Origin of the sequence: Mucilaginibacter terrenus, from assembly GCF_003432065.1 — a bacterium.
Lineage (GTDB): Bacteria > Bacteroidota > Bacteroidia > Sphingobacteriales > Sphingobacteriaceae > Mucilaginibacter > Mucilaginibacter terrenus.
Genome location: NZ_QWDE01000001.1, coordinates 1609597 through 1627227 on the forward strand (window position 1 = coordinate 1609597; position 17631 = coordinate 1627227).

The window sequence follows — 17631 nt, forward strand, 5'->3', positions numbered from 1 at the left end:
GTTTGCACTTTTGTAACTTAGGTCTCGCAAAAATCCACAACAGGGATCATCGATTTGCCATAGAGTACGTCACCAGACGCAAAAGTAATACTAATCAAAGCTTCTGAGATGCTGGCAACTTGTTGATTATGCTAAAATTGACGCAAATCTGAAACAATTGTTTCAGATTTGCTTACCTTTGTTATGTTATGGCCAGGAATGTAGAATTTGACGAATCACTTGCGATCCAGAAAGCAATGGAAGTTTTCTGGAAGAAAGGCTATAATGCTACATCACTTCGCGACCTCACTGATGCCATGCAGATCAATAGTAGCAGCTTGTATAATACTATTGGCGATAAGCAAGAACTTTTCGTGCGTTGTGTACAGCACTATACCGACCTCAGGAAACAAGATTGGGACAAGCGCTTAGCAAGCAAAAGATCACCATTAGCTGTACTAACAGATTACATCCACGAAGCAGTTAATATCATTATTAATGGTGAAGACAGTTGTATGGCTGTTAAGAGTGCATTCGAGGTAGCCACGAATGACGAACGGGTTAAGCAAATACTGGCAGCAGATGACCAGCGTTCTTACCAGTTCTTACATGATCTTATTAAAAAGGCCATGGAGGAACGCGAAATCCGCGATGATGAAGATCCGGCTTTATTAGCCGACTATTTCAATAGCACCTGGACAGGCTGGTATGAATCTTACATTTTGCACAAAGACCCGGTCAAGATTAAACGCATGGCTGAATATTTTATTAAACAATTAACTAAATAATTTTTTTATCGAATTCTGAAACATTTGTTTCAGAATATTAATCATTAAAACCATGGAATTGAAAGATATCAAAGGGAAAAGGGCACTGGTTACCGGTGGTACAAAAGGTATCGGCAAAGCAATTGCCGACGAGCTAGCAGAAGCAGGCGCAACTGTTATTGTCAGCGCCAGGACAAAGCCTGAGAATACGGCTCACCACTTTATTGCGGCTGACCTGACCGATGCCGGCCAGACGGCGACGCTTGCCCAGAAGATAGAGGATGCTTTTGGCGGCATTGACATATTGATCAACAACGTTGGCGGGCTAACAACACCTGGCGGCGGGCATAGTACATTGACCGATGCGCACTGGCAGCAGGAATTGGACTTGAACCTGATCTCAGCTATTAGGCTTGACAGGATTTTGCTGCCGCAAATGATCAAACAAAAAAGCGGAGTAATCATCCATATCTCTTCAGTTGCAGGTAAACAGGCATTGTGGAACCTGAACCTGGCTTATGCTGTTTCAAAGGCAGCGTTGAACAGTTACAGCAAAGCACTAGCTACCGAACTGGCCGACAAAGGTGTACGTGTATTAACAGTTTCACCGGGCGCTACCAGAACAGAACCGATGGTCAAATTTTTAAATGACTACGCAACTTCAGCAGGCATTACGCCAGAGGAAGGCATGAAACAACTAATGGCACAAACCGGTGGAATACCCATGGGCCGCATGGCCGAGCCGGAAGAAGTTGCACACCTTGTACACTTTTTGGTATCACCCTCTGCTGCATACCTTACAGGTACTATCTATGCAATTGACGGTGGATCGTTGCCTACAGTGGGATAATATCACTGAACGCCAATTTACAAATGGCCCAAATGGCCTACGAATTGTAACAAAAGGTCCGGTAGTGATTATCGGACCTTTGTACTATAATTGCTTCTAGTCTAGGCTTCGAAGGATGCCTACAACTCTTCCTGCATTTAGGGTAAATATATCAAGCGGTCTACACGCGTATGTACGGTCTCTACAAACGGCCTTTACACTTCGTTGTACTTCCTAAGCAGGGCAATGGTTTTCATAAGCTGGCATAGGCAGCTCCTGATGCATTGTTGATATAAATCAGCTACTTAACTGCGCAAATACGCCGCCTTAAACTCTTCTGCAAAGTTTTCCAGTTTAATCCGCCCGGTAACTTTTGCTCCGCTTGCAAAAAAGTCCCTGGTGATTATACCGGCCCTTACACCTTGTCCCATTTCAACAATAAGGCCGACCAGCTCCTCGGGTAATCCTCCTGCAAGCATGCCCTTTTTTAATTGTTCATCAGGGATATTTGTCCAAACCAATTCTGGCTTACCGATAGCTTGACCCAATACTGCTGCTAATTTTGCTCCTGTAGATATATTACTTACAACGTATCGTACTTCAAAGCCGTTTCCTTTGGCTTGTAATTCTTGCGCTAGAGCCGTGGATAGATCCCCTGGATGTGTAAGCGCCAACCGGTCGTCACCGTTATAATTATTGCCGAATATGCCTTTGCTTTTGATCAGAGGTATATCTCTCAAAAAATTGATATAGAAGAATCCGGACCTTAAAACAGTAACATTTACACCATCTAAGCCTTGCAATATACGCTCAACCCGATGTACACCTTGTATTGGGCCCGTACCTTGACTAGCGTCTGCACCAATGCTGCTCAGCATTACTACGCGTTTTACACCTGCAGCCTTAATAGCATTCGCATAAGCGTGTCCGGCTTTAGCAATGTTCTCTATCATGTTACCCGGCCCCATTGATGGCGGCATCATGGTATACACGGCGTCTGCACCTTTGAAAGCTTCAGTCAAAAATACCTCGTCACTTATAGAGCCAACTGCAGCCTTTGCACCTAAAGCCTCAATTTCTTCTTTACGGTCATTGTTGGTGCTGATCACGGTTACGTGGTGACCGGCTGCTATCAATTTTTTAACTAATGGTTTGGCTACATTTCCTAATGAGCCTGTTGTTGTAATTTTCATGTTGTATGTTTTTTCAGTAGTTGATAATCAGTTTAATTCTGGATAATCTGTGTAGCCTTCTTCACCGGGAGTGTAAAGTGTATTATAATCCAGCTGGTTTAGGGGGGCGTTTTTTTCAATCCTCCTCATAAAATCAGGATTAGCTAAAAAGCTTCTGCCAAAAGCAACAAGATCCGCGGACCCATCCTGTAATTTGGCCTCAGAGGTTTCTGCCGTAAATCCATTGCAATAGATGATTGTATTGGCGAAGGACTTGCGAATATCCTGATGCGTTTTTTCGGGAATGCCCGGATTGTTTGAAATATGCAGGTATGCAATACCCAACTGGTTTACTTGTAGGGCAAGGTGAATGTAGGTTTCATGAACCTCAGCATCTTCGTAGGCGGGCATATCGTTAGAAGTTAGAAAAGGTGATATGCGTAGGCCAACCTTATCTGCTCCTATGGAAGCTGCTATTTTTTGTACAATTTCCAGTATCAACCTGCTACGGTTCTCTATGGATCCGCCATAATTATCTGTACGGTTATTTATGTGCGGATTTAAGGATTGCTCGAGCAGATATCCGTGTGCTCCGTGCAATTCAACACCGTCAAAGCCAGCGGCAATAGCATTTTCGGCTGCCTTGATATGATCTTGTACGATACGAGCTATGCCACTCTCATCTAAGGCTTTTGGAGCTGAGTATTCAAACATGCCGGCATCTGTATAAATTTCGCCAGTTGCTTTAATGGCTGACATTCCTACAACGTGGTGGCCCTCCGGCAAGTTAGAGCTGTGCGCTATTCTGCCGGTATGCATCAGTTGCAGAAATATCCTGGAACCTCCATCATGAACAGCATCGGTTACCAGTTTCCAACCTTCTATCTGGGCATCTGTAAAAATACCCGGAATGCGAGGATAGCCTAAACCTTCTGGACTGGGTGAAGTACCTTCGGTAATGATCATTCCGGCACCTGAACGCTGCTTGTAGTAGGTGGCCATCATAGCATTAGGCACATTGCCAATGGCACGGCTTCTGGTCATGGGAGCCATCACTACATGGTTCTTCAACTGAAGAAAAGCTTTATTATAAGGCTCAAATAATTTTTTCATTTTGCTTTTGTTTTTATTTACAAAGCAAAATTGCACCTTACACTAAGCTGATAATAGCTGAATAGGGTTTAAAATCAGTCCGATGCGACAAATAGATTTAAGTTTGCGACGAAAACCGCTTAGGGGTAAAGCCATAATGTTTTTGGAACAGCCTGCTAAAGTGACTAAGGTTTGTAAAACCCAGCTCATAGCCAACTTCAGCAACCGACCGTTTACCTTGCTTTAAAAGAAAAGCAGCTTCCTCCATCCGGGCGCGTTGATAGTAATTGTAAATAGTATCGCCAAAGGCCTGCTTAAAGAGTTGTTTAAGCTTGGTTTCGCTCATGGTGGCAATTTGTGCCAGTTCGGCCAGGACCGGAGGAGTGCCTAAGTCACTGATAACTTCGTTACGGATATGCAGAAGCCTCGCCACATCCGAACTGTTGATACTCTGGTGCGGTAAACTTTCGCGTTTGGACAGCTTATGAAAAAGCAGGTAAAGCAGCTCCTGTACTTTAATTTGCATGTAGAACTGGCTTAACCCGTCACTCATATCTACTGCACTTAAATTTTTGAGCAGCAACTTAGCCTCTGCCGTCATGTTCTCGAAAAAAAGGAATGTACTACCTGGGCTGGTTATTGTTTCAAGCGTAGAGTTAAGTTTATTAAGAGCCAGCAGGTTTTTAAGATAAGCTGGCATGATGGCAATTACCGCATACCGTATGATATGCCCAGCTGGGAAACGTATAGTCGAGTTCAGGTTGTTAGAGGTAACTTGGATGGCGGAGTCATCCCGTTCGGAAAACTGGATATCTGGGTTATTGTCAAACGCGATACCGAGCGTTTGCTCATTACTGTAAAAAAAGATTGTAATTAGTTCATTGCCCAAGCCGGAGGTGTTGCGTTTAATAATCAGGTCCTCTTTTAGCACATAATGGTGCATAGTGATCTTGAATTCTGCACTAAACGACAACTTTCGAATATATCCAGTACCAATGTTGTCGGGAATGACCAGCAAATCATTATCTATATTCGCCCCGATATGCCTGGCAAAATAGGTCATGAAATCAAACCCGGGTGTTGAGTTAAAACTGAAGATCATTAACTGATGACGTGCTGATCACCAAAACTAAGCATATTAAATATCTCTCACATGCACTTTGATTTGGAATTTAAAATCGACAAATAAAAAACCCCAAGCTACTTACCGCCTGAGGTCTTTACGGGTATTTAAAGGTTAGTTAAGGGAGATTCCTCTAATATCCCTTATAACGGGAACCATGTTAAGTGCCTCGCGGATTAGTTTAATTTTCCCGTTTTCTGCAACTACACGGCCCATATAGTGTTGAGCATATTCTTTTCCGTTGGAAGCAATTGTAGCGGTAGCTTCGTATTCACCAAAAGCCTGGTCAGGAGTGTCTATATGAATTTGGATGTTTTTAAACTTGAAGCCTGGGAAGGTTTTTGGCAAGTTGCTTAAAAAGTTGTACAATGTTTCGCGTCCTTCCCAACGCGTTGATATGCCTAGGCTTGCCAGGTAAGGTAATTCAAATACAGCATCATCGGCGAACAGTTCAATCTGAAAATCCGGATTCCCTATATTTTCTAAATAATCCAGTAATAATTCTTTTGCGGTTTTCATGACTTTATTTTTATGTTTTTATGTTATTGTTAACTCCACAAAATTGGCATGTTTGACTAACCCGCACATTGACGTATCATAAGAAATAAGTTGATTTATATCAACTAGTATGACATCCAATGCTGAAAATCCACCGCTGTTGAAAAACAAAGCCTAACTAGCTATAATAGCTAATTAGGCTTAAGTAGGGATATAATATTATCGACTCTGGTTTCCTAAAAACGTAGTTTATCTCCAGCCACCGCCAAGATTGCGGTAAATGGTGTTTACAGCAGTAAACTGCGCTTTTTTAGTTTCCACTAGTTCTAGTTTTGTCGCGAGCGCATCCCTTTGGGTCATCAATACCTCAAAGTAATCTGCCCGGGCAGATTTAAACAGCGCGTTAGAAATGTCTACTGATTTTGTAAGTGCATCGGCTTCTTTTGTCTTTAAGCTATAGCGTTTCTGCAAATTATCGATAGCGTAAAGTTGCGTGTTTACTTCAATGTAGGCGTTTAAAATTGTTTTTTGATAGTTATACATGGCCTGCAGCTGACGTGCGTTAGCACTGTTGAACTCAGCTTTTATACCAGCCCTGTTTACAAGAGGCGCGGCAATATCTCCGGCTATAGAGTAGAGCAGCGATCCCGGGTACTTAAACAGGTAACTTGGCTTAAACGCCTGAAATCCCAACGCAGCCGAAATACTGAATGAGGGGTAAAACTCTGCCCGTGCAACCTTTACATCCAGCTTAGCGGCTATTAGGTCAAGCTCTGCCCTTTTAACATCTGGCCTGTTCGCCAGCAACTGCGACGGAATACCTGTGTAGACGGCTGCGGGTGTAAGGGTTAAGAAATTGCTTGTGTCTCGTTTTATTTCCTGCGGATAACGCCCGAGTAACAAGTTAAGATCATTTTCTGTCTCCCTTATTTTCTGCAGTGTTTCAAATTCAAGTCCCTGTGAACTTAATACTTCTGCCTGAAACTTCTGCACAGCCAATTCGGTAACCCTGGCCGCATCCTTTTGCACTTTTACAATCTCGAGTGCATTCTTTTGTAACTGGATGCTCTGCCTTACAATTGCAAGCTGGCAATCTAACGATTGCAGTTCGTAATAAGCGTTGGCAATCTCGCTGATCAAATTAGTAACTACAAAATTTCTTCCTTCTACCGAGGACAGGTACCGGGTTACAGCTGCTTTTTTCGCATTGTGCAGCTTTTTCCAGATATCAATTTCCCAATTCGCGTAAGCGGCTACCGTATAGTCAGCTAACGGGTCGGGCACTTCCTGACCTGGTGTAATATCCGTAGATGCATCGCCTGCTCCCTGGCTGGTATAACGCCCAGTTTTCTCCAGCCCTGCCCCTGCCCTCAAACCAACTGTTGGTGATAGCTGGCCTTGCCGTATTCCAATATCATTTCGGGCAATTTGAATCTCCTGCAGTGTAGTCATCAACTCTTGGTTATTCTTTAATGCAGTATCTATCAGGCTTACCAAGTTAGCATCTGTAAAAAAATTGCGCCACTGCATGGCGGCGATATTGGTGGTGTCGGCACTATTGCCGTACATTCCCGGCAGAGGCTTGTTTTCACCTACCTGCGTAATTGCAGGCACTTTGCAGCTGGCAATTCCAAGGCAAACCGCCAGTACAACAATACCTTTATATTTATTTAGATTATACATGATTATTGTCTATTTCTTCGGTAAACGGATTTTCATCTTCATACTTAGCAAGCCTGCTTTTTTCTGCTATGGTGCCGAATATGTAGTACAAACCCGGTATAACAAATACGCCGCAAATGGTACCCAAAAGCATACCGCCTGCAGCTGCTGTACCAATGGTTCTGTTTCCTACCTTACCAGGTCCGGAAGCAATTACCAGTGGGATTAAGCCGGCAATAAATGCGAAAGATGTCATCAGAATTGGGCGGAACCTGGCTTTGGAGCCCTCCATTGCTGCCTCTAATACAGACCTACCTGCAGCATGGCGCTGTACAGCAAATTCTACTATCAATACAGCATTTTTACCTAACAGACCAATGAGCATTACCATGGCCACCTGCGCATATATGTTGTTTTCCAGCCCGGTTAGTTTAAGCAACAGAAAGGCGCCGAAAATACCCGCGGGTAAAGAGATGATTACCGATAGCGGAAGAATAAAGCTTTCGTATTGCGCGGCAAGAATGAGATAAACAAAGCCCAAACAAATTAAAAATATGTACACCGCCTGGTTACCCTGGGCAACCTCATCCGCAGAGATACCAGCCCAACCAATACCGAAGCCGCGTGGCAGAGTTTTCTCTGCTACTTCCTGTATAACTTTTATTGCTGTTCCGCTACTGTATCCGGGTGCGGCAGAACCGCTAATCTCGGATGAGTTATACATGTTATGTCTTGTAATTTCCGAGAGGCCATAAACTTTCTCCAACTTCATGAAATCAGAGTAAGGCACCATTTCATCACGGTTGTTCTTAACATACAACTTCAGGATATCGTCTGGCTGTGCACGGTACTCGGGACCTGATTGCACAATTACTTTATAATTGATACCAAATTTTATGAAACTGATCTCGTAATTACTACCCACCAGTGTAGAAAGGGTATTCATTGCATTATCAACGGTTACTCCTTTTTGTAAGGCCAGATCATTATCGATCTTTAACATGTACTGCGGGAAACTGGCGCTATAAAAGCTAAATACCGACGAAAGCTCCTTGCGTTTGCTCAGCTCTTTTACAAAGTCGTTGTTTACAGTTTCCATCAGCTTGTAATCACCCGACCCAGCTTTATCAAGTAAACGCAACTCGAAACCACCCGCAGCACCATAACCCGGTACAGCAGGCGGCTGAAAGAACTCTATGTTTGCCCCTGGTATATCTTTGGACTTCTCCTCCAATTCGTTTATGATCTCCTGTACGGAGTGCTTGCGTTGATCCCAATCTTTCAAGTTAATTAAACACGTACCCGAGTTAGACCCGGTACCTTCTGTAAGTATCTCATAACCTGCTAATGCAGATACAGACTGCACACCATCAACCGTTTCAGCAACTTTTTGCAATTTTAATGCAATGTCATTGGTTCGTTCCAGTGAAGAGCCGGGCGGCGTTTGGATGATGGCATAAAACATCCCCTGGTCTTCATTCGGGATAAAACCTGTCGGAACTGTATTGTTTAACAAATAAATGCCCGCACAAAAAACAATAAGGCTAACAAAAGTCACCGATCTGCGGCTTACAATACGCCCTAACAGACTTTGATATTTATCCTGAGTTTTGTTGAATCTGTTATTGAAGCCATCTAAAAACATGTTTACGGGCGTCTTTTTTCTTGGCTTGCCGTGATTGTTCTTCAGGATCATGGCGCATAAAGCAGGTGTTAACGTGAGCGCTACAATACCTGATAATACAATGGCTGTCGCCATGGTAATGGAGAACTGCCGGTAGAAAATACCTACCGGACCAGACATGAACGCTACAGGCACAAATACCGCTGCCATCAAAAATGTGATGGCTATAATAGCCCCGGCTATCTCATGCATTGCTTTTTTGGTTGCATTTAATGGCGAAAGATGCTCCTCTTCCATTTTAGCGTGCACGGCTTCAATCACCACGATGGCGTCATCCACAACCACACCAATGGCCAAAACCAATGCAAAAAGGGTAATTAGGTTGAGTGTAATACCGAAGAACTGCATGAAGACAAACGTCCCGATAAGTGACACAGGAACGGCCATGGCCGGAATTATAGTGGAGCGCCAGTCGCCCAAGAACAGGAATACTACAAGCCCCACCAATATAAAAGCTTCCACCAGGGTGTGAATTACCTTCTCTATCGAGGCATCCAAAAATTTCGAAACGTCATAGCTGATCTCGTAATCTACACCTTTCGGGAAAGATGTTTTTTTGATCTCCTCCATTTTAGCCTTAACGTCTTTAATAACCTGGCTGGCATTGCTTCCGTAAGACTGTTTTAGTACAATAGCTGCTGATGACCTGCCATTCAGGTTAGAATAGATATCGTACATGGAGCTGCCAAATTCAATATCAGCTACATCTTTCAATCGCAGTATCTCGCCGTTAGCATTAGCCCTTAAGCCAACATTTTCGTATTGTTCCTTAGTAGTAAACCTACCGGAATACTTCAGAACGTACTCAAAAGTTTGTGACTTTTTGCCCGAGCTTTCACCGGTTTTACCTGGCGAAGCCTCTAAACTTTGTGCTGCCAGCGCCTCCATCACTTCGTCTGCCGAAATTTTGTAAGCCAGCATACGGTCGGGCTTTAGCCATATTCTCATGGCGTAATCCCTGTTACCCAAAATATCTGCAAAGCCTACACCGTTGACCCTTTTTAATTCAGACAGGATATTAATCTCTGAGAAGTTGTATAAGAACTTCTGATCCATGGACTTATCCTTACTGTAAAGGTTAACATACATCAGCATGTTAGATTCTTCCCGGGTGATCTTCACACCCTCGCGCACTACCAATGGTGGCAGTTTGTTTACGACAGATGCTACACGGTTTTGCACGTTTAGTGCTGCCTGATTAGGGTCGGTGCCAAGGTTGAATATGATTTGTACAGATGCCTCGCCGTCGTTACCAGCATCTGACGTCATGTACTTCATACCCGGCACACCGTTCAGAGCTCTTTCCAGCGGAATAACTACAGATTTGATCATCAGTTCTCCGTTTGCACCAGGGTAATCGGCCGTTACATTCACCTTTGGCGGAGAAATGGATGGGAACTGCGTTACCGGCAACGTTGTGATAGCAAGCACCCCTAAAAAGACGATCATGAGCGATATTACTATCGACAGAACCGGCCTTTGAATAAATTTATTAAACATTTAATTACTTGATTAAGAATTGAGTGTGATTATTCCGCTTTTAATTTCAATTGAGAGATAACCTCTTCAGGCTTCTGGAATTTGTACTTAATTATATCATTATCACGCACCTTTTGCACGCCGTCAAGCAGAATTTTGTCACGAGCAGATATTCCGCTTTGAACAACATACAAGTCAGGCATACGGGCACCTATCTCAATATTGGTTGATCTAACCACGTTTTTATCATCAATTACAAACACGTAAGTTTTATCCTGCACTTCATAAGTGGCTTTCTGTGGAATAACCAAGGCATTTTTAAAAGGAACCGTCATTAATACTTTACCGGTTTCGCCATTCCTAAGCAGTTTTTCAGGGTTGTTGAACCTCGCCCTAAAAGCTATGTTTCCCGTTTCGCTGTTGAATTCACTTTCTACGGTCTCAACATCGCCTTTGTATTTAAATGGCTGGCCATTTGCGAGCAGCAAGTCTACTTTGCGTTCGCCCCTGTCTTTAACATCTGTTTGATAGTTCAAATATTCAGGCTCTGACACATTAAAATACGCAAACATCTGATTGTTGTCTGACAGGCTTGTCAGCAGTGCACCCTCATCCACAAGGCTGCCAAGCTTTAAAGGAATACGATCAATAATTCCGTCAAAGGGTGCTTTAATCTCCGTGAATGCAAGGTGCATTTTAGCGAGTGCACGTTCTGCCTTGGCTTGGTCAAGTTTAGCCTGACCTAACAGGTACTCATTTTTTGATACGATATTTTTGTCCGCCAGCGTTTTGGTGTTCTGTAATTCAATTTCAGCAGAACGTGTCTCGGCTTCAGCTTTCTGTAATTCGGCCTCGAAAGCTTGTGGCATTATCCTAAAAAGCGGCTGACCTGCTTTAACAAACTGACCTTCATCCACATAGATTTTTTGAAGGTATCCTTTCTCCTGTGCCCGTACTTCAATGTTACGCACAGATTTTATCTGCGATACATACTCCTTGGTGTAGGATGTATCAATTTTTAAAGGGCTAGTTGCAGTGTAAGTTGCAGTTTCTTCCGTTTTTTCTTCCTTGTTCGAGTTACAGCTTGTGTTATATAAAAGAGCACACAGCGCAATGAACATCACATTCCTATTCATGGTATATTAAAAAATTAATTTTGATGGCTGGCAACAAAGCGGTTGTAGAAGTTAAAAGGCATCAGCTGCGTAATACACAGCAGCAACAGAATAACCGGTTTGATATCTAGAAAATGTCGCTTTTACACACGAAACGGTACAAATTACATTGTACCTCGTGCGAAATCTGATGCGCGGGAATGCTTCAGATTCTTAAAACCCGTTGGGTTATATACCTGTCTGTGAAGGTAATTAACGATCCGGAATAGCTAAACTGTTTGTTATCTGGGTCTTGATAAAATCCTGAGAAAAGCTGTAAATAGTATTGAACTATTGGCGATTTTACCAATAATACATACCTCCTGGCAGATACAGTATCGTTATCGTCATCGTCTAAAACGACAACAAGATCATCCTGATCACTCTCGATACCCGACTGAATATGAGCATCTTGCTGACTGTCGCCACTGAAAAGAGGATGGATTACCAGGCGGCTATTTTTAGCCCCGCCGGTATGATCATGAGCCTTTGTAATAAGGTGGCACAGTGACAATAAAAGGATGAAAACGAACCTCATGTATCTTCCGCAAAAATAACACGATTAATCGTTCCTTAAAATAAATTGAGATGTTTTATTTGGATGCTCATCATGTTTACCGGACAGTGACAAACTAGTGTCAGCAGATTACCCAGAAAAAATGCCGTTATTGCGGTAATCAGAAATTATAAAATCAGCGCCAACAACCGCCTTTTTCATGAGCAAAAATCTGCAAAAACCACATTTTTTTATTTCCTAAATCCGTCTGGAAAACACATTAAAGATTCAGTTCGCTAAAATTTGCAAAACACTCGTTTTTTACGGCTTTTGACAACCAGAAAACTTTCCTGACTTTCTGGGATGAACAGGTGTTAGTGGCCGGTGTCTGTACCGTTATGCTGACTGTTCTTTTGATCGGCGCGAAGGTTGCTTTCGTTGGCAGATGTGCTTACCTTCTTCTTACGGGTACCGGCCTGTTTGGTGTGCGGTGGAGGAGGTTGCATGGTCTTGGTGTCTTTGCTATCTTTCATAACCGTACTATTAAGTTGAACCGAACTTTATGGATGATAAGTTTGCTGATGGTCATAAGCGGCAGGCCGGGCACCATTGTTTTTTCCCTCGGGTGTTTCCAGCGCGGCATGGGGTTGGTTACTTTCCTTAAAAGTATTTACCCCGTTGTTGATATCTTCCTGGCTTAAACTATCCTTGTCGGCGCCACTCTCCTGCTCTTCACCTGCGAGTAGCGGCTCGTCACTTTCTGTTTGTTTGTTCTTTATCATTATCTATTCTTGCGTACTATATATAAGCTAATCAACTCCAATTAAGTTTTCAACTTGTGAGGTTTTTTCCTGATTATCTACTCGAAAAAAAACAGACAAAAAAAAGAGCCCTTGTAAAAAGACTCTTCATGTTTTCATAAGTATATATGTAGATCAGGCAATGAAGCCTGTAAATTGCGATGTCTGAGTTCCTGAAGCAGCAGCTACCAAGCGCTCGTGAATTGTTTTTAAAGTGATCCTTTGTTTTGTAAACAGATCTACAATAGCGTTGGTGGTGGTTTTAACTGGTGTACCAGCGTTTAAGTGTACTACTTTCATATTGGGTTTATAACCAAAGCTGTGCCAAAACATCCAACAGCACTCCAAAATTTTATAATTTCCTGTATTACAGCAATTTTAGTTTGGTAGATTTACTCAAAACGTGTAGTGTTCAAACTTCCGTACAGTTTACCGACCTACCTTACACTCACCAACTGTATTGTGTTGTATTTCTTCTTTTGTTTTTAAATACATTACCTATCTTTATAAAAACCAGACACTTACCATATAATGAAACTAAACCTAATCCTCACCGGCCTGGCACTTGCCGCCTGCAGTACAATTACAATGGCACAACAGGAAAACCCTGATACTGCCGTGTTCCGTCGTATCCGCAACGCAGAGATGAACAGCTCACAAATACCGCAAATTGCACATTACCTTACTGATGTATCCGGCCCGAGGCTAACCAACTCGCCCGGCTATAAACGCGCCGCCGATTGGGCAGTAGCTACCATGAAAAAATGGGGATTGGCCAACACCACGCTGGAGCCCTGGGGCGAGTTTGGCAAGCAGTGGGAGATTAACGACTTCAGCATCAGCATGACTGCGCCTTACTCAGCACAACTCCGCGCTTACCCCGTTCCATGGAGTGCAAATACAAATGGTATGCAGCGCGGCAGTGTGGTAATACTAACGCCTCAGCAATCTATAGATACCACCTATCTTGCCGGGCACGCTGCAGAATTTAAAGGTAAAATCCTTTTGATAACCGGCGGCCCTTACAATGGAGAGGGAAATTTTAAACCAACAGCTACCCGGCTAGCAGACACCTCCCTGGCTAATCTTAAAGATTCTTACCTCGTAAGCCGGAAAGAAATTGAAGGCGCTTTCAACTACATGGCCATGTTCCGTAAAATAGACCTGATACTTAAAAAAGCAGGTGTACTTACGCTTATCTCCGGCGGCAGAAGAAATGTCAATGGTACCGTGTTTGTTCAATCGCAGTACGGCCACAAGATTACCGACCCTGAAACCATTCCGCAGGTAGACATTTCCCTTGAGGATGCACAAAAGATAAAGCGGCTCATAGCATCAGGACAAAAAGTAGAGATAGCCATAAACCTGCAAGGCACTACATCTACCAGCGACACCAAAGGTTATAACGTTATTGGTGAGATACCGGGCACCGACCCTAAATTAAAAGCAGAAGTGGTAATGCTTGGCGGCCACCTCGATTCGTGGTCCGGCGCTACAGGCGCTACCGACAATGCCGCGGGATGCATAGTAATGCTGGAGGCCGCGCGCCTGCTGGATTCGCTGGGCATTAAACCAAAACGTACCATCCGTATTGCGCTGTGGGGCGGGGAGGAACAAGGGCTGTATGGCTCTTACAACTATGTTAAAAACCACTTTATAGATGCGCCCACCTTTACCCCAAAGCCTGAGCAGGGCAAAGTATCCGCATACTTTAACCTGGATAACGGTACGGGTAAAATAAGGGGTATTTACGCGCAGGGAAATACTGCTGCCGCCGCAATTTTTAAAGAGTGGTTTAAGCCATTTCATGATCTCGGCGCTACAACAGTAACGATGAGCAACACAGGATCTACCGATCATCAGAGTTTTGATTGGGCCGGAATACCGGGCTTCCAGTTTGTACAGGACGAGCTGGATTATGAAACCCGCACCCATCATAGCAACCTGGACGATTATGACCACCTGAGCATGCCCGACCTTAAACAGGCAGCCATTATTGTAGCATCGTTTGTTTATCAAACCAGCATGCGCCCTACTATGCTGCCACGTAAACCGCTAAAGAAAGAAATTTTTGTGTTTGACGGCTTGTAAGCGCACCGAGGTCAAAAACAAGAGGGCTGCCGAAATGGGCAGCCCTCTTGTAAGTTAGTAAACGTTATGATGTGTATAGGATGTCCATCCCAGGAAGCCTACATCGCCGCCCGGTAAACCGTATGGCGGACTAATATTCCGTATAAAGCTTGTTTCGGTAGTGTGGTAGCGGCGGTCGGCAATCTCTATACCCGGCCATATCGGGCTCGACGGCGAACCGTTAACGTTGCAACCCGGCGATACCGTTCCCTTGATCAGTTTGTACTGATAATTGTAGCCGGCCAGCAAACGGCTGTTTGATGCCGTGTAAACCGAAATATCGTTAAACTGCATGGCAGCCAGGTTAGCCGCGTAAGTAATGCCGGTAAGCGAATATTGAAAGTGCGTATAATCGCTGTGGCCACATATCTCTCCGTTCATAGATCCGTCTGTTGCTATAATCTCCGGTATAACTGTTTTAATCAGCGCTAAGCCATTATTATAAACCGTCTGGCTATCCTCAAAAATACCGATGGCCATTTTAGCATACCCCTGAGACACCACCCAGTTGTTATGGTAGTTTGGGGTGTTGTTGATATAGTTATCCTTAAGCTTGTTCAAAAAGCTTTTAAACTGGTTATCCTCAGCGGTTGTCCACCCGCCGGTTTGGCCGTTGGGCAGTTTAAAATGCTTAATAATTTCTGCAGCGGCGGCAAAGGTAGGCGCTGCCCAGGCAGCTTCAAGCGCGCCCTGGTTTGGGTTAGGGTTACTGCCGGTAACCACAATCCCCTGGAAAACGTTGGCCCAGCCATCTAAAATTTGTTTAACGGTAACCGCATAGTTGTTATCGCCGGTTTTTGCCCAGCGCAGTGCAAGCGCGTACGACAGCAGGGCATCGCCTTTAAAGTTAGTTTCGTCTGTAGTGCCCGCGCTTGATGCTACCGATATAGTTGCCTTATAACCATTGCTGGGGCTATGGCTGTTGCAATAATCAAGCACTTTCTGGTAAGCGGCCAGGCGTTCGGCATTATTGGCGTTGGCCTCGCTGGCAATCTGTGTGAGGCTGGCCTGCGTGTTCAGGATACCCGGGTGCACAAATGTAGTGGCCAGTGCAGCAGCGGGCTGCGCCGTAACAGCAAGTTTGTCGGGTTTAATGTTGTTGGATACCGCTTCGCTTTTGGTACACTGTACCATTGCGGCGGCAACTGCAATGCCCATAAGCGAGCATAGCAAAAGCTTTAGTTTTTTTGTGTTCATAAAATAGGTGTTATTGGTTTAAATGCAGCAGGCACAGGTAAATTGGCAACACCATATGCAAGCCGTACAATACAAAGCTTGGAAGAAAAACCAGCAGTTTGCAAACGGCTAAATGCGTTGATACGCCTGCTGCGCAAGGCAAAACAGATGATTGAGATCGGCCTAAAAGCCAACTACATCGTTATAGCAAATTTTCGAAATATTTTGGCTGATACGTTTGGAGCGCAAGTGTTTGTAACACTTAAATTGTGCAATGCACGCTGGTTAATTTAAGGGCAACAAGTACACAATGGTTCGCTCCAGTTGCATACTTGGCAGCCGGAGAACTGCATGCACCGGCATAGGATCAGTGCGAGTCATATAATAACTAACTTATATCTTCTTGCGAAAATTATAGCGATCGCAGACGAAAGTATAAATGGCAGGTAAATCGAAATGAGTAAATTAGGCTTGGTATGGAGGTCAAGAACCACTTGATAAAGGCTGGATTTGCTTTCTTTAAGAACATAAATAGCTACAGGGATGGCAATGTATATTAATAAATGTACTACCACCAGATGCCATGTTTTGGCTAGCGGCCTGTTAATGATAATAGCTATAAGATAGAATGTAATTGGTAATAATAACAAAAAGACAGATGCTCTCACAAGCGTTGAAATAACAATAACTACGGATGGATTGCCTGTGAACAGATTTATAAATAAATTTATCAAACCATCCAGCAAACAAAAATATAGCGCATACAAAAATTTATTAATCATTAGCTACTATCACTTAATTTTTCATACAGCTATTCGCTTGATTGAACCAGTTCCTATATAATTGTCCTTGTTCCACTTAGTGCCTGTTTATTAGCTCCTAGAGCGCCACCCGCCGCTGTTCTTTAAACAAAAAATAGTTGTTGTCACGTCGCAAATGGAGAACATTAACAATCAATGCGGCCGCATCTACAACTTACAAATTCCCCTTCTAAAATATCTCCAGGAATAATGCCGTCCAGTTCAATAACGAATTCTCCAACACGTACTAAATCCTTCTGTCTATCTATAACTAATCCGGTTAATTCATATTCAAAAAAACCATCTAACTTTTTAATTGAATATACATACGTATTGGCCCTATAAATTTTATCCGAATGCAATGCCGTCAGTTCGTGGATGTCGACCTCTATCTTTTCAAATTTAAACGGGTGCTTAAATACTATCAACTCGAATAAACCGTCAGAAATCGTCACACATGCTTCAGAAGCATAATCGTCCATAAATTCAATACGTTTTATAAAAACCATGCTATTTGATTTAAAAATAAATGGGAACCTTCCGCCGGTGAAATTCTCCGGTGCGAGAGTGGTGATGGCGTAGTTGTGCCTAAATTAGCGATATACTCTATCAATTATTAACGCGGCTAGCAACAATATACCCAAGCCTACCAAAAAGTACTTGTATTCATAATAAGATAGTCTGCGATGTTCTTTAAATGAGAGGAGCGGCTTTCCTTTTAATTTGTTTTGAATCAATAAGAAAAGGTAAATCAGCACCAGCCCAATGTCTCTTAATAGCCGCCCGAAGT

General features: G+C 43.4%; 17 protein-coding genes. 4 read left to right on the top strand and 13 right to left on the bottom strand.

Features of this window, described 5'->3' with window-relative positions; all coding sequences use genetic code 11:
- Nucleotides 1-188 precede the first annotated feature (188 nt).
- Together DYU05_RS07100 and DYU05_RS07105 are read left to right on the top strand one after the other, a co-directional pair.
- Nucleotides 189-767, top strand: coding sequence for a TetR/AcrR family transcriptional regulator (locus tag DYU05_RS07100; protein ID WP_117382257.1), 579 nt, complete (start codon nucleotides 189-191; stop codon nucleotides 765-767).
- Between the two features lie 52 nt (nucleotides 768-819).
- The gene (locus DYU05_RS07105) at nucleotides 820-1596 is read left to right on the top strand and encodes an SDR family oxidoreductase (protein ID WP_117382258.1); all 777 of its coding nucleotides are present in this window, start codon (nucleotides 820-822) and stop codon (nucleotides 1594-1596) included.
- Nucleotides 1597-1880: 284 nt separating this feature from the next.
- Here DYU05_RS07105 and DYU05_RS07110 read toward each other — a convergent pair whose 3' ends face one another.
- The 11 genes from DYU05_RS07110 to DYU05_RS21060 all read right to left on the bottom strand — a co-directional run bounded on the left by DYU05_RS07110 (nucleotide 1881) and on the right by DYU05_RS21060 (nucleotide 13035).
- Nucleotides 1881-2768, bottom strand: a complete 888-nt coding sequence (locus DYU05_RS07110) for an NAD(P)H-binding protein (protein WP_117382259.1) — start codon at nucleotides 2766-2768, stop codon at nucleotides 1881-1883.
- Between the two features lie 27 nt (nucleotides 2769-2795).
- Entirely contained in the window at nucleotides 2796-3860 is a 1065-nt protein-coding gene (locus DYU05_RS07115; RefSeq protein WP_117382260.1) for an alkene reductase, read from the bottom strand.
- Nucleotides 3861-3957: 97 nt separating this feature from the next.
- Nucleotides 3958-4941 carry a helix-turn-helix transcriptional regulator gene (locus DYU05_RS07120; protein ID WP_117382261.1) on the bottom strand — a complete coding sequence of 328 codons (984 nt, stop codon included), beginning with the start codon at nucleotides 4939-4941 and terminating at the stop codon, nucleotides 3958-3960.
- A gap of 135 nt (nucleotides 4942-5076) precedes the next feature.
- Nucleotides 5077-5481 (bottom strand): nuclear transport factor 2 family protein, encoded by a 405-nt coding sequence (locus DYU05_RS07125; protein ID WP_117382262.1) that lies wholly within the window; start codon nucleotides 5479-5481, stop codon nucleotides 5077-5079.
- A 228-nt stretch (nucleotides 5482-5709) separates the two neighbouring features.
- Nucleotides 5710-7143, bottom strand: coding sequence for a TolC family protein (locus DYU05_RS07130; protein ID WP_117382263.1), 1434 nt, complete (start codon nucleotides 7141-7143; stop codon nucleotides 5710-5712).
- Entirely contained in the window at nucleotides 7136-10306 is a 3171-nt protein-coding gene (locus tag DYU05_RS07135) for an efflux RND transporter permease subunit (RefSeq protein WP_117382264.1), read from the bottom strand. Before DYU05_RS07135 ends, DYU05_RS07130 begins: the two co-directional genes overlap by 8 nt.
- A gap of 29 nt (nucleotides 10307-10335) precedes the next feature.
- Complete coding sequence (locus DYU05_RS07140) at nucleotides 10336-11421, bottom strand: efflux RND transporter periplasmic adaptor subunit (RefSeq protein ID WP_117382265.1); 1086 nt, start codon at nucleotides 11419-11421, stop codon at nucleotides 10336-10338.
- A gap of 184 nt (nucleotides 11422-11605) precedes the next feature.
- Nucleotides 11606-11977: a hypothetical protein gene (locus DYU05_RS07145; protein ID WP_117382266.1), complete on the bottom strand. Its 372-nt coding sequence runs from the start codon at nucleotides 11975-11977 to the stop codon at nucleotides 11606-11608.
- A 332-nt stretch (nucleotides 11978-12309) separates the two neighbouring features.
- Nucleotides 12310-12468 carry a hypothetical protein gene (locus tag DYU05_RS21055; protein ID WP_165852016.1) on the bottom strand — a complete coding sequence of 53 codons (159 nt, stop codon included), beginning with the start codon at nucleotides 12466-12468 and terminating at the stop codon, nucleotides 12310-12312.
- A gap of 27 nt (nucleotides 12469-12495) precedes the next feature.
- Entirely contained in the window at nucleotides 12496-12717 is a 222-nt protein-coding gene (locus DYU05_RS07150; protein WP_117382267.1) for a hypothetical protein, read from the bottom strand.
- Between the two features lie 153 nt (nucleotides 12718-12870).
- Complete coding sequence (locus DYU05_RS21060; protein ID WP_165852017.1) at nucleotides 12871-13035, bottom strand: hypothetical protein; 165 nt, start codon at nucleotides 13033-13035, stop codon at nucleotides 12871-12873.
- A 231-nt stretch (nucleotides 13036-13266) separates the two neighbouring features.
- Here DYU05_RS21060 and DYU05_RS07160 point away from each other — a divergent pair, with 231 nt between their 5' ends.
- Nucleotides 13267-14826 carry a M20/M25/M40 family metallo-hydrolase gene (locus DYU05_RS07160; RefSeq protein ID WP_117382269.1) on the top strand — a complete coding sequence of 520 codons (1560 nt, stop codon included), beginning with the start codon at nucleotides 13267-13269 and terminating at the stop codon, nucleotides 14824-14826.
- Between the two features lie 54 nt (nucleotides 14827-14880).
- On the opposite strand, the gene DYU05_RS07165 is transcribed toward DYU05_RS07160, so the two are convergent.
- The gene (locus DYU05_RS07165; protein ID WP_117382270.1) at nucleotides 14881-16062 is read right to left on the bottom strand and encodes an alginate lyase family protein; all 1182 of its coding nucleotides are present in this window, start codon (nucleotides 16060-16062) and stop codon (nucleotides 14881-14883) included.
- A gap of 78 nt (nucleotides 16063-16140) precedes the next feature.
- On the opposite strand from DYU05_RS07165, the gene DYU05_RS20895 reads away from it, so the two are divergent.
- A complete protein-coding gene (locus DYU05_RS20895) occupies nucleotides 16141-16335 on the top strand; it encodes a hypothetical protein (protein WP_133300188.1) in 195 nt (64 codons plus the stop codon).
- 652 nt (nucleotides 16336-16987) lie between these two features.
- On the opposite strand, the gene DYU05_RS07175 is transcribed toward DYU05_RS20895, so the two are convergent.
- Nucleotides 16988-17350, bottom strand: coding sequence for a hypothetical protein (locus DYU05_RS07175; protein WP_117382272.1), 363 nt, complete (start codon nucleotides 17348-17350; stop codon nucleotides 16988-16990).
- Nucleotides 17351-17631: the final 281 nt, after the last annotated feature.

What these genes read in the sequence shown, in the direction of transcription:
- DYU05_RS07160 (WP_117382269.1), top strand. Translation starts at nt 13,267, where the DNA reads ATGAAACTAAACCTAATCCTCACCGGCCTGGCACTTGCCGCCTGCAGT.
- DYU05_RS07175 (WP_117382272.1), bottom strand. Translation starts at nt 17,350, where the DNA reads ATGGTTTTTATAAAACGTATTGAATTTATGGACGATTATGCTTCTGAA.
- DYU05_RS07120 (WP_117382261.1), bottom strand. Translation starts at nt 4,941, where the DNA reads ATGATCTTCAGTTTTAACTCAACACCCGGGTTTGATTTCATGACCTAT.
- DYU05_RS07145 (WP_117382266.1), bottom strand. Translation starts at nt 11,977, where the DNA reads ATGAGGTTCGTTTTCATCCTTTTATTGTCACTGTGCCACCTTATTACA.
- DYU05_RS07130 (WP_117382263.1), bottom strand. Translation starts at nt 7,143, where the DNA reads ATGTATAATCTAAATAAATATAAAGGTATTGTTGTACTGGCGGTTTGC.
- DYU05_RS07165 (WP_117382270.1), bottom strand. Translation starts at nt 16,062, where the DNA reads ATGAACACAAAAAAACTAAAGCTTTTGCTATGCTCGCTTATGGGCATT.
- DYU05_RS07135 (WP_117382264.1), bottom strand. Translation starts at nt 10,306, where the DNA reads ATGTTTAATAAATTTATTCAAAGGCCGGTTCTGTCGATAGTAATATCG.
- DYU05_RS07125 (WP_117382262.1), bottom strand. Translation starts at nt 5,481, where the DNA reads ATGAAAACCGCAAAAGAATTATTACTGGATTATTTAGAAAATATAGGG.
- DYU05_RS07100 (WP_117382257.1), top strand. Translation starts at nt 189, where the DNA reads ATGGCCAGGAATGTAGAATTTGACGAATCACTTGCGATCCAGAAAGCA.
- DYU05_RS07105 (WP_117382258.1), top strand. Translation starts at nt 820, where the DNA reads ATGGAATTGAAAGATATCAAAGGGAAAAGGGCACTGGTTACCGGTGGT.
- DYU05_RS07115 (WP_117382260.1), bottom strand. Translation starts at nt 3,860, where the DNA reads ATGAAAAAATTATTTGAGCCTTATAATAAAGCTTTTCTTCAGTTGAAG.
- DYU05_RS07140 (WP_117382265.1), bottom strand. Translation starts at nt 11,421, where the DNA reads ATGAATAGGAATGTGATGTTCATTGCGCTGTGTGCTCTTTTATATAAC.
- DYU05_RS07150 (WP_117382267.1), bottom strand. Translation starts at nt 12,717, where the DNA reads ATGATAAAGAACAAACAAACAGAAAGTGACGAGCCGCTACTCGCAGGT.
- DYU05_RS07110 (WP_117382259.1), bottom strand. Translation starts at nt 2,768, where the DNA reads ATGAAAATTACAACAACAGGCTCATTAGGAAATGTAGCCAAACCATTA.
- DYU05_RS21055 (WP_165852016.1), bottom strand. Translation starts at nt 12,468, where the DNA reads ATGAAAGATAGCAAAGACACCAAGACCATGCAACCTCCTCCACCGCAC.
- DYU05_RS21060 (WP_165852017.1), bottom strand. Translation starts at nt 13,035, where the DNA reads ATGAAAGTAGTACACTTAAACGCTGGTACACCAGTTAAAACCACCACC.